This window comes from Flavobacterium filum DSM 17961 (assembly GCF_000425465.1).
Classification (GTDB): domain Bacteria; phylum Bacteroidota; class Bacteroidia; order Flavobacteriales; family Flavobacteriaceae; genus Flavobacterium; species Flavobacterium filum.
In genome coordinates this window covers 108,542-121,584 of record NZ_AUDM01000005.1, presented here as the reverse complement: position 1 = coordinate 121,584, position 13,043 = coordinate 108,542, and the positions used below count along the sequence as shown (strand labels likewise).

At 34.4% G+C, this 13,043-nt stretch carries 6 protein-coding genes; all 6 read right to left on the bottom strand.

Translation table 11 applies throughout. From position 1 onward, the window contains the following. Positions 1–31: 31 nt before the first annotated feature. Positions 32–3,457 carry a hypothetical protein gene (locus H601_RS0103240; protein WP_156900334.1) on the bottom strand — a complete coding sequence of 1,142 codons (3,426 nt, stop codon included), beginning with the start codon at positions 3,455–3,457 and terminating at the stop codon, positions 32–34. A 72-nt stretch (positions 3,458–3,529) separates the two neighbouring features. Further along, on the bottom strand, positions 3,530–4,342 hold the full coding sequence (locus tag H601_RS0103235) for a glycoside hydrolase family 16 protein (protein WP_035655454.1): 813 nt from the start codon (positions 4,340–4,342) through the stop codon (positions 3,530–3,532). A 28-nt stretch (positions 4,343–4,370) separates the two neighbouring features. Next, positions 4,371–5,786 carry an Ig-like domain-containing protein gene (locus H601_RS0103230; protein ID WP_026710165.1) on the bottom strand — a complete coding sequence of 472 codons (1,416 nt, stop codon included), beginning with the start codon at positions 5,784–5,786 and terminating at the stop codon, positions 4,371–4,373. 18 nt (positions 5,787–5,804) lie between these two features. Then, on the bottom strand, positions 5,805–8,924 hold the full coding sequence (locus tag H601_RS0103225) for a glycoside hydrolase 5 family protein (RefSeq protein WP_026710164.1): 3,120 nt from the start codon (positions 8,922–8,924) through the stop codon (positions 5,805–5,807). Positions 8,925–9,256: 332 nt separating this feature from the next. Then, positions 9,257–11,551, bottom strand: coding sequence for a type IX secretion system anionic LPS delivery protein PorZ (gene porZ, locus H601_RS0103220; RefSeq protein ID WP_026710163.1), 2,295 nt, complete (start codon positions 11,549–11,551; stop codon positions 9,257–9,259). A 111-nt stretch (positions 11,552–11,662) separates the two neighbouring features. Next, complete coding sequence (gdhA, locus tag H601_RS0103215; protein ID WP_026710162.1) at positions 11,663–13,006, bottom strand: NADP-specific glutamate dehydrogenase; 1,344 nt, start codon at positions 13,004–13,006, stop codon at positions 11,663–11,665. Positions 13,007–13,043: the final 37 nt, after the last annotated feature.

The following is a 13,043-nucleotide window of genomic DNA, read 5'->3' as shown; positions in this document are numbered from 1 at the left end:
AATATGAATACAATTCGGCTAAACATTTAAGTTAATTTTTTAGTCGATCACGTGTGATACAAACCGTAATGGACTCAATTTCATCGGTTCTGCCGAATAATTTTTGACTTAAATCACTTGTCAAATGATGACTTTCAAGTGTTTGAACGGCACCATTTACTTTTAAAATTAGTTGATTTTTATCTGAAACTTGATACATTATTGGCACTTGACAATACGTGAAAAACAAACTTTGAGCCGGCAATTCCATGGTTTGAAAAGACCCATTCAATTTGACATACTCAATGGTTTGACTTTGCTTGATAAAATCAACTATACGTAAAAATTTAGGCTCAAAATGAACCAAACCTTTTTTGATGATAATACCCAATTCGCCCATTCTGGATAACAAATCTTCTTTTACTTGACCGGTCATTCCGGGTTGTTGAGCCCCTTTGTGCCAAGGCGTATGCGAATACGGATCAGTTGGGAAAGCTCCATATAATTCAGGAGATTTGTGTACACCGATTCCGGCTTGAATTTCATAATAATGGTCTAATAACTTACCAATTAGTTCATCACTTTCGCCATCTTCTATGGCTTTTAAACAACATTCTGTAACGGCTAAAAGCAATTTAGAAACCATGTGCCAATAGATAGAACCCAATCCTTCATAGGCATAAAAAGTTCCTGAACGTCCGGTAAACGCTTTGTGATGGAATACTTTTTCAAAAATAGAAAGCACTAAAGTGCGGTCTTTTTTAACTAATTCACCATAAGTTGTCTCTAATTCATCTAAAGCAGCCGCTAAGTCATTTCCGTTTTTGAAATTTCCATGAAAATGATAACCACCTTTCACATCTTTCAAAATGATTTGTTTATTTTGTTGTTGCAAAAGCATTTTCAACAAATCAGATGACATGATTAAAGATTCCGGAATATTATTTCGCTCTAAAAAGCCGGCTAACGCTTTATTTGGATAAAGTAAATAACTATATTGGTCAGGACGGAAAAGAGCACTGCTTTTTAGTGCATCTAACACTTGTAAAGCTTGTTTTGACGATAAATATTCAGAAGTTAAAACCGCTACTTGGCCTTCTAACATTTCACTTAAATAACTTATCTTAACTTCATTGTTGTCAACCGACATTAAATTATAAGCATGGTATAAATGATCCGTTCGTTCGTTATGACGAATAGATTGTTCTAAAAAGAGAAGACTTACTTTGGTAAAACGCTTTAATCCTTCAAGTGAAACGGTACGTTTTTTACCCCAAAATCCGTTTTGATAAATATGCAAACGATAATCAGAAGCTGCTTTTCCTAACGCATCCATAATGGATTTGCGTTTAGCATTGCTAATTGTTCCGGAAAGTGCCGATTGATTTTCTTCTAATACTTCTCTAATGGCATGGTAAAATTCTACCATTTCATTAGAAATTTTAATATTTTCTAAATTGGATTGTTCCAAAACCATTTCCATCCATTTCAAGAATCGACGCAAATAATACAAGGTCACCATCGAAACACCGTTGCCTACTAACGCATTGTTTGCATCATTCCATTCCGGACGTTGGGTGTTCATCCAGATTCCGCCTTCTGGAATCAAATTGGACATTTTTGACAAAACAGTGGCCATAATTTTCTCAATAAAATTGACCTGATAAATCTGACCTTCACCTGTTTTTAACAACGCACCATCTGCACCAATTAATTCTCGTTCTTTTCGAATGTCGGCATCCCAATGATGGTCAAAATCAATGGTATCTTTTGGGTTTTGTAAAATATCCTGATAGGCTTTAATTCGGTAAGGAACTGCGGCATACACAAACACTTCACTATCTAATAACTGTTGAATTTTTCCGGGAAAATAGTGCTCGGTAAATTCTAAAAATTTCAATAAATAAATGATTTGATGGTCTCCCCAATAGCCAATATACGACCATGGATCATCGGGTTCGATAGTTTCCCAATCAAAACCACCTTTAGTGATGCGATATGGATTATAACCATCAAAAGTTGTGGCGTTTAAAAATTTAAACAACATTCCTTCCAGAAATAACGGAAAAGAATGAGCTAAGGCTTCCCAATTTTGAAAAATATCACGCCAATTTCCTTCGTAATCTAAAATTTTAGATCCATCGGTTTCATTTCGGGTATTGATGGAAAATTTATTCCAAGGTCGACTCGGGTCGCCGTGTCTTCTACTAAATTTTAAAGGAAGATATTCTGAAGCTAAACGTTGCAAATTAGCATCACTAACCGACTGCAACTGATTTTTTAAGAAAGAAAAATCAAACGCTTCGGGCAATTGATTGAAAAAAGCAACATCAGCTTTATACACATTTGCATTTGCTTTTTTGATATAATTGACAAAGTCAGTTTTCTCAATTTGATAGTTAAAATCAAAAATTCCGCCTCGCATGATATTGAAAAGCGTATTTGAAAAATGACGTGTGTCTTTCAGATGATCATTGGAGAACTGTAAACCATCTGCTGTGGCATTCAAGCGAATTAAATTTTGCGTTCCTACTTCAATATCTTCTTGTACTCGTGCTTTTAATTGTTGATTGGATTCTATAGCATCGATCACTTCAATCACTTGATTTTGATTGAGGTTTACATTAGAAATCAGCTGCCAAGATTTTGTTTCATTGTTGGCAAGTGATACGGTTGTATGCACAAAATAAGCACCTTTTTCACCTTTTACATCTATTTCTTGATGGATATCATTTCCTTTTCTGAATTGATCTAACTGCAAAGAAGAAACCAAATAAGAAGGATTGTTTAAACCCATTGACCACGTGATATTTGCTTTTAAGGCCTCACTAGGTTCCGCTTTATCAACAATAATGGCACTTAAGGCAAAAATTCCTAAACCGGTTGACGCGTGTAATTCACTTCGCTTGTACGCATCAACCAAATTACTGCTGGCTCGTTGTAAATCGCTACCCACAGCGGCAGGTAAAATATTTTGTAAACCATCAATCAATTCAACTGAAATTTCCATTCCGGAATGATTGATTAATTCAGATGTTTTTACAAAACCAAAAAGATTAGAAGAACTCCATTGATAACGAAAAGTTAAACCTAAGTCATTGTTGATTTCCTCAAAAACAACTTTGTTACCATATACATTTTTGTAAACGTTTCTGGTAGTGGAAAACCTCCCATCTTGACGAATCGAAAATGGTTCCCAGATAATTATCTTTCCTTCTTTTTTAATTCGAAAAATAGATTTGCTACCAGTGATTTCGGCAGATTCCGTTATTTTATCATCTGTATAATAAGGAAAAAGGGAAAACTCAGCATTTTTTCTTCCGGCAGATAACCCTCCGTTACTGGAAATAAACATCCAATGATCGGAATCGCTTACAATACTCATGAAAAAAGGCCGAATAGCATCTGCATTGGTTATTTTGGCATATTTTTCACCAAAGACCGTAACCGTTTCCATATTTACAATTTTGTTTTCCATTTTATTCTTTTCTACAAGAGGATTGATCGTGCTTATATACATTATTTACTAGGAATTCTTATCAACTTTTATTTATTCGTACACTCTGATGTAATCTACCCACATAGTTTGTGGAAATGCGGTTTGATCATTTGGAGAACCCGGTAAATTACCCCCAACTGCCATGTTTAAAATCATAAAATAAGGCTGATTAAACACCCACTCGCCCGGAACATCACTTGGTGTTACACGGTGATATAAAGCATCATCTACATAGAAATTGATATAATTTTCTCCCCATTCGATGCCATACACATGAAACTCGTTATCAAAACGACCTGTTTTTAACGTATAATTTTTAGAAATAGATTCACCACCAAAATACCCTGGGCCATGAACGGTACCAAACATACTAATTGGATTGCTTCCTAAATACTCAACAATATCAATTTCACCACATTGTGGCCAACTCACCTCATCAATATTAGCTCCTAACATCCAAAAAGCAGGCCATAAACCTCTACCCAAAGGCATTTTGATGCGGGCTTCAATTCTACCATATTTTTTTTCATACTTTCCTTTTGAAGTAATTCTAGCCGAAGTGAAAGAAGAACCAAGATAAAGTTCTCTTCTTGCTGTAATTTTCAACATACCACCTTCCACAATAATATTTTCTGGACGGTCTGTGTAAAATTGTTGTTCGTTATTACCCCACCCGTTATTTCCGGTTCCAATATCAAAATTCCACAATTCCGGATTAGGAGCACCGTTTACATCAAACTCTTCTTGCATTACCAATCTGGTTTTGGTAATTACTGTTTGTTTTTCATCTTCTGAGCAACCTAAAAACAGAACGGTGCTAAGTATAAAAACACTTTTAAAAAGGGATTTATTTATGATTTTCATTTTTATATTTTTAAAATATCAATAAAGATTAATTGTAGAAATAAACATTGTCAACATACATAATGGAACCATCTCCACCCTCAAAAATAATTTGAGCTAAATTTTGTCTGCTGGCTAAACCAGGCATTGCAGAGAAAGGAATGTCAATAGAAACCCAACTATTAGAAACTAACGTTGGGGCGGTAAATGTTGTAGAGTGTCTTGTATCATCACCACCACTAAATACTCCATTTGGACCAAAATCTACCACAATAACCCGCAACTGTCTTCCAGGAGCAATTGGGCCAGGGAAAAAGAAATCGGCATGAAAATGGGTCATATTGGTAGCATTTACTGTTGGACTACTAAATTCAATTCCAACGAAATTAAAAATGGTATAATTTAAAATATTATCGCCATTTACACTAAAATCATTTGAAACGGTTGTTTGCCATGGTTGCCAATAACCATTGTAATAATTCACCGGAACGTTAGAGTAAGCATCGGAGAAAATAGAAATTACGTTGGCCTGGTTTCTCGTTGGAACAGGTGCATTTACAAAAGTACCTGCACAATTTATCGTTAAACTACCAGTAGCTTGCACACCGTTAAAAGTGGCTGTGATAACCGCTGTTCCTGCACTCAAAGAGGTAACTACACCGGCATCATTTACTGTCGCTACAGTAGTATCTGATGATGAAAAATTCATATAAGCCGGACTAACAAATACTGCTTGATTTATTCCGGTTGGAAGATTAAAATTTACTACTACGTTATCAACTGTTGACGTCACATTCACAAAGGTGTTTTGTGTTACATTTTGTCCGTTCATGATAGAAGCTTGACCATTCAAAATATTACCTAACTTTTCAAATTTAAGTTCATCAATCCAGAAAGTATAACCAAAACCATTTGTTCCTTGACTTCCGGCCGCATATCTAAACATTCCTCTCTCTTTTACCAACTTTGAAGCATCTGGAATTGGAATAATTATTTTTGTCCAATTTGTACCAATACTAACATTTCTGATAGTAGCTATATACTTATTATCAATAAAATCTTCTCCAAAACCAAATTCACCAATCACAACACCTTGTGAAGCTTTAACATAGAATGTAAGAGCATCATAATCCGTTAAATTTCTTCCGGCACCTTCAGTTCTAAAAATTGCTCCGGCATAAGAACCTTCTGGATCATTTGCGTTTGGAACATCAAAACGCATTGAAGCAGATCCTTTGTAACTTACTTGGTCATCCACAGACCAAGCGTTTGGCTTAGATCCACCGTAAGGAAAATAAAAATCACTTCCCATTTCTACTGGAGCATCTAAAAATATAGCTCCTGTTTTTGAAAATGTAGCATCTGTTGCTTCATCAGACAAATCTCTTTCACAACTTAGAAAAGTCATGAACACCAATCCGAAAAGAAAGGTCTTTACTAAAAAATTCATTTTACTATTTTTCATTTTTTCAATTTTTTAAAATTATTTTCCAATATTTATATGAATGTATGTTCTAATTTCCCATTCAGAACCATTACCAAAACCGGTTGGGCTTAATGGTGGTACTGCAGGGAAAGTATTTTCAGGTACAAACGTTGGTAAGTAACGAGGAGAATATTGGTCAAGTGATCGCCAAATACCCATGATTCCGATTCGGGTATCCGGTAAAATAAACCAACTTGGTTTTCCAACTGAAGTTGAAATATCGATTGAACTTTGTAATGGATACGTTAAGTTAAAATCTCTGTGGTAGTCAAATGGTCCCCAATCATTAAATTTCAAGGAAGAAACTACTTTTACTTTTCTGTAAATTGCTCTTACATCACCACCTACTCTATTGATTGTTCTTTCAGAATCACCATTCGCTTGGCCATTTCCGAAATAAATATTTGCAATCAAACCAAAGTCTGGTGTTAATTTAGAAACAATTCTTGTGTTTGATTCCCATAAATCTTGAGCAGGAGCAGACTTTTCAAACGCAAATGGTGAACGATCGGCTAAAAATCCGATTGCTGCATCCTGAGTTGTTGGTAAATGACGGAAAACAAAACCAGTACTAAAAGCAAATTTTGCATCTTCCACCATATCATTATTCCACTCATACATCCAAGTTCCCGGTGTTGGGTCAAAGGTTACCAAAAGTTCTCCACCAACTGTTTCGCGGTTAGCTCTTACAATAAATGGATCGTCTAAGATGTTACGTAATCTTCCTGGAGCATCTACACCATTTGGCATTGCTTCCACTAGAGGTTTTTGCCACAAAAAGTTAGGAGCAATTTGTAAATTGGTATTGACATTGTAAGTAAAACCAGTTAAGAAATTCATTTGATTACCACTACCTGTGTCTTTCAATCTCCAACCAGTAAAAGTTTGCGTTAAATCTGCACCACCATTGGCCACTAAACCTTGAACAGCACCTTGCATATATGCATTTACTCTTCCTTTTGAAAAGGTTAATTTTGCCTTTCCTCCCCAATTATCGCTTGAGTTTACTTTATCCACTTTTACTACATCTCCATCCATCATTTGGAATTCTCTTCCGTTTAAGGGTTGACCGGCCCAAATTCCACCTGCCTCAATTCCGAAAGCACCAAAAGCTGTTTTGAAATGAATTGTTGCTCTTCTGGTTTTTGGTTGAGGAATAAAAATCGAAGTTACTGCTTGAGCAGCACTAGAAACATCTTCATGATAAACTATAGTCGCATCTACTTTACCAAGTTTTCTACCATATTTTAATAAATATGCTGGGTTAGCTCCCCACCAAAGTTGAGGACCGAAAGCGGCTTTTAATCCACTTAATGCTCTTTTTCCATCGATTTCAAAACCGGCTGTTTCGCCATTATAAATATCTAAATTAGGACCATAATTAGCTTCTGGATACAATCCGAAAAAATCGCCTTCGTATCCCCAATGATAATGACCGGTTCTATAAAAACCTCTTAATTCAAAATCTTCTGCATTCCAACTATAGGAAGCATTATAAATTTGAACACGGTTGACATCATTAGACAACTGTAAACCTTCATTCGTTTGCACTTGTTGAGCTCTACCTCTGTTTTCGTAGAAAATTTCATTGATAGGATTTTCTGCCACACGACCCAAAATGTTCACATTTACATTCGCTTTCATATTGGCAGTTGGATTTCCTTCCACTCCAATAAAATAAGACTCCATGTGGTCAAAACCGGTTCTATTTGGATAACCATTTGTGTCAGGATCGTCATTTTTGGGAGTAGTTAACAGTGTCCCGCCAGTAGTGAATGTAGTAAATTCAGCTCTTAAGTTACTGATTTTTAAAATTTGAGTATCATTTCCACCTAATGCAGCTTTGTCTCCTCTAGCTCTTAACCCAGCATCAGCAATACTTGTCTTTTTAAAATGAGCCTCAATTTCTAATAAGTTCATTCCAGATGCATAAGGATTTAATTGATGAACTTCTTTCAACATATAATAGGAAGTTCTTGGATACAATTGATAAAAACCTTTGGCGTTGGTTGGCCCTTTTGCACAAATTCCAAACCATTCTTCGTTCATGTTGTTTTTACCTTCTTCAAAATCAAATTGGTAACCGCCATTTGACCAAGAAGCATTGCTATCATGAACTTCTAAATTTTTTGTTTGACCATATTTCCACCAGCCATCGCTAAATTGGAAAGTGTAACCACCCAAACAATTACCTGATTTACCAAGTCCTTGAGCATTTTCATAAATTTCTTTCCAATTTCCTTTTAAATAAAAGGCTTGAGCATTTCCGTCTTCTTCATTAGTTTTAGCATTAAATGCATCTGAACCAAATTCGGTAAACAACACGGGTTTTCCGTATTCCTTTTTTACACGCTCAAATAAATCACCAAAGGAAACTCCTCGATAAACATTGGTTCCGAAAATATCTACATCTTTACATTCTTTAGCAATGATGTCTAAAAACAATAAATCACCATTACACAAGGCAACCGGGTGATTTTTATCAATTGCTTTCATCTCCAATGCCGCTTCGTTGAAAAGTTTATACATTGAATTGGCTCTAATGGTAGATTTTCTGTCTGCCATTGGAATGTTTTCTGTTTCTGCACCATCCCAAAACAGACCATAATTGTTTTCGTTTCCTAATAAAAATAATAACAAACCTCGTGTGTCTTTGTATTCGGTTGCTAATTCTTTTACTTCCTTTAACAACAAGCTTCTTGTGTTGGCATCTGAATATTCAGTATTAGCCACCCAACGTCCATTAATGGTTAAACCATACCTTCCAAAAGAATGATTTAACATGGTGTAAATTCCATATTGATCATGGATATATTCAATCCATTTTTTTGGAATTCCGGAGTAAACCCGAATAGAATTTACCCCCATATTTTGCAAAAGAGCCATTTCATTGTCTAGAGCACTTTTGATGAAGTCATCCGGTTGACTCCAAAAACTATAACTGTAATTGGTACCTATGGGAAAATAATCCCAATTCATACCATTAATAAATAACAGTTTGTTGTTTACTAAAATTTTTGCTCCATTTGCACTATTTTCTACCACAACCTTATCTGATTGGGAAAAGGAAACAGAAAAACAAAAGAAGAAACTAATTGATAAAAGCCATCTTTTCATATTGAAATTAGAATTGGTTAAATAAAACATAATCTGTAAATTTATTAGTCATTTTTTATTGAAATGATAAAAATTTGCACTTTAAACTGATATATGTAAAATTAACCAATATTAATATCAGTCCATTTTTTTTGTGTCTAAAGAAACTATACAACAACAAAAAAAATAAAAAAGCTCATAAAAAACTGAATATCAATTTTTTATGTGCCTTTTTAAATTTAAAAAAAATAAGTAAAATTACGAATACAACGATTTCGTATAGGAAATGTAAAGGTAATTAAAGAGTTTTAAAAAGTATTAAAATTTAAATTTTACCTCTTTTTTAACTATATCTATCGAATTATCATTACTTTTTTTACCGTTGTATCTAAAGCATCATCTGTAGAAATAAATATCATGTAAACACCTGAAGCTACTTTATATTTACCAAAAGCTTTCGTATCCCATTCAATGGTTCCGCCTTGTGAAATAACTTCATGAACTAAGTTTCCTTCAATATCAGTTATTTTTACGTTTGCTTTACTTGTTAATCCGGATACTTTTACTGTTCCTTCAAAGCCCGGTCGAACAGGATTTGGATAGACATATACATCTTTTAAATTATCTTTTGGCTTTGTAGATGTCCCTTTAAAAGAAACCATCCCTTTTGCCGTTGCAATAAAAACTTCTCCAGTAATACCATTAATTTCTATATCATTTATAGTATTACTTGGTAATGGCGAGTTAGAGGTTGTAAATCGATAAATAGTTTGTTGACCATTAGAAGAAAACAAAAACACACCGGAATCAGCTGTTCCAACCCATTTATTATTGGAACCATCTACAGCAATATCCGTAATAAATTGACCGAAAAGTAATTCTTGAGCCAATCCTTCATCGTTAATAATAATAGATGAAGTAGTCAATTCATCTTGATTTATGAAACGATCTACAGAGGACAAAATTCTCAGACCTCTTCTTGTACCAATCCAAAGTTGATTTCTATTATCAATGGTAACTGCTTGAGCTGCATTTGAGGGTAAATTACCTTCATTCTGTCCTTCGGCAATTTTAAGTACTTTATTGTTATAATTTTCATTAAATGCTATGACTCCTTCGTCCAGTGTAGCTAGCCATTTTGTTCCGTTTTTATCGACACTCATTCTATTATTGCTGGTAAATCCACTCAAAACAGAACTTACGTCATACGATTGCCATTCGCCATTTGCTTTTAAAACCTTAATCATTTTGGCTATTAAACCATTTGAAACCCATAAATTTCCATTTTTATCAAAAGCAGATTGTTCAACACGAATATCAGGACCATAAGCAGGATTACCGGGTATAACTAACGATTCTAAACCACTATTTGAATTGTTATACAAAGTAGTAACAACATCATTTTCTAACTTCAATAAACCAGAAAAATAAGAACTGGCATAAACTTGATTTTCATCATTTGGATTTACCGTTATTCTAACAATTGATTTTGCTCCTAATAATTCTTCATAAGGTATATTCAGCCATTCCTCATTCGAAAATTTACTTATTCCATAACTATCTAATGGATAAGGATTATTAAACTGATTATAATCTCCGTAGACCGCCCATAATGTTCCGGAAGGAGCAATATTTATCGAAAAAATATTGTTTCTTGATGGGCCTTGAGGCAATAAAATCGTTTGTTGTGACAAATTTGAAATAGAAACCTCAACTACTCCATTGTTTTCTGTTCCAATAAATATAGTAGAATTAATAATGGTAGCACTTGTAAAATTTGAATCAATTTCTTGAATTTGATTTTGAGCAATTAAAGCGGTTTGACCAAATGATTCATTAAACACATAAACTCTATTATTTGTAGTAATTATTAGATTTGCATTTCTGCCTCTAATGTCAATTCCCGGCTGACCGAGAGCAACAACTTGAACCGGAACGTTTCCATTAAACCTATATACCACATTATTAGTATTGATAGCCACCAATTGATTGTTGAAAGTTGTAATTTTTGACCAAAACCCACCATCAAAAGTTTGCCAAGCGTTAAAATTAATTAAATTAGGATTAGATAAATCACCTTTTCTAATTCCGAAATTTTTGGTTACAGCATAAAGTTGATTGTCCAAAACAGTTGTTTGCAAAACTTCTGTCTGACTCCCTGTGGGCGAAATATAAAAAGTGTCACCAAATGTGAAATCAGTTAATTTAAATTCAACTAAACCAAAATCACAAGAGATGTATAATTTTTGGTTGAATTCATAAATGTCATTAATTTTCTTTTTATTGGGTGGTATTCCACCGGTTTGATCACGAATTCCTACCAATAAGCTGAGTGCACCGGTTTGCTCATTGATCATGATTAACAATCCGTTTTCATGACCAATAAACGTTCTGTTGGTTGAAGTACTATGAAATATAGATGATATTACTTGACCGGATAATCCGTCAACTGTATTCATCGTTTTTATTTCGTTTGTAGATAAGTGTTTAGAAAAAACTGCCGTCTCACAAGCAGCATAAATTCTAGTTTCAGATTCTGCTAAATCCCGAACATCGCTATAAGAAAAATAACCTTTCCAAAGTTGATTTTGAGCTTTACAAAACCAAAAACCACAAAAAACCAATATAAAATAAGCTGTTTTTCTCATACCCTTTTAATATCTTACAAATATAGTTAAAACGTATAATTTTCAATTTTAATATAAATGGAAAAGCCGCCAATAATATATTGACGGCTTTTATATGAAATAAGATAGTTATTAAACTACTCCTTGTCCAAGCATTGCATCGGCAACTTTTACGAAACCTGCAATATTTGCTCCTTTTACATAGTCAACATAACCATTACCGTCTGAACCATATTTTACACATGCTTCGTGAATATTAGCCATAATTCCTTTTAAACGTTGATCAACTTCTTCAGAAGTCCAACTTAAACGCAATGAATTTTGAGACATTTCTAAACCTGAAGTGGCAACACCTCCTGCATTAGAAGCTTTACCAGGTGCAAATAAAATTTTTGCTTTTGTAAATACTTCAATTGCTTCTGGAGTTGAAGGCATATTAGCTCCTTCCGATACACAAATACAACCATTTGCTACTAATGTTTTTGCTTCGTCATCGTTTAACTCATTTTGAGTAGCACAAGGTAATGCGATATCACATTTTACTTCCCAAGGACGTTTTCCATCCACATATTTAGCGTTAGGATATTTTTTCACATATTCGCTGATTCTTGCTCTTAATTCATTTTTAATGTGCATTACGTGAGCTAATTTTTCAGCATCAATCCCATCAGCATCATAAATATATCCAGATGAATCAGATAATGTAACCACTTTTCCGCCTAACTCAGTCGCTTTTTCAGCAGCATATTGTGCAACGTTTCCAGAACCTGAAACCGTCACAATTTTACCGTTAAAACTATCACCTTTGGTATTTAACATACTTTGAGCAAAGTAAACATTACCATAACCGGTAGCTTCCGGACGAATTAATGACCCTCCAAAAGTAATTCCTTTACCGGTTAAAACACCTGTAAACTCATTTCTTAATCGTTTGTATTGACCAAACATATAGCCAACTTCTCTACCACCAACACCAATATCTCCGGCAGGAACGTCTGTATCAGCCCCTATATGTTTCGCTAATTCTGTCATGAAACTTTGACAAAAACGCATAATTTCGATATCCGATTTTCCTTTTGGATCAAAATCAGAACCTCCTTTACCTCCACCCATTGGAAGTGTAGTTAAACTATTTTTAAAAGTTTGCTCAAAAGCCAAAAACTTCAAAATACTTAAATTCACAGAAGGATGAAAACGAATACCACCTTTATATGGTCCGATTGCAGAGTTCATTTGAATACGATAACCTCTGTTTACCTGAGTCTTTCCTGCATCATCTATCCAGGTAACACGAAACATGATAACGCGTTCAGGTTCTACCATTCTCTCCAACAACATTTGGTTTTGATATTTTTTATTTTCCTCAATAAAAGGAATAACTGTTTCAGCAACCTCCTTTACGGCCTGCATGAATTCAGGCTCATTAGGATTCTTCTTTGCAACTGCCTCCACAAAAGAGCGAATACTTTCTGTCATGATTTAAAATTTAGATACGTTAAGAAAACGTTTTCGT

Bases quoted from the DNA above. Each gene is read 5' to 3' on its own strand.
- H601_RS0103240 (WP_156900334.1), bottom strand. From the start codon at position 3,457: ATGGAAAACAAAATTGTAAATATGGAAACGGTTACGGTCTTTGGTGAA.
- H601_RS0103235 (WP_035655454.1), bottom strand. From the start codon at position 4,342: ATGAAAATCATAAATAAATCCCTTTTTAAAAGTGTTTTTATACTTAGC.
- H601_RS0103230 (WP_026710165.1), bottom strand. From the start codon at position 5,786: ATGAAAAATAGTAAAATGAATTTTTTAGTAAAGACCTTTCTTTTCGGA.
- H601_RS0103225 (WP_026710164.1), bottom strand. From the start codon at position 8,924: ATGAAAAGATGGCTTTTATCAATTAGTTTCTTCTTTTGTTTTTCTGTT.
- porZ (WP_026710163.1), bottom strand. From the start codon at position 11,551: ATGAGAAAAACAGCTTATTTTATATTGGTTTTTTGTGGTTTTTGGTTT.
- gdhA (WP_026710162.1), bottom strand. From the start codon at position 13,006: ATGACAGAAAGTATTCGCTCTTTTGTGGAGGCAGTTGCAAAGAAGAAT.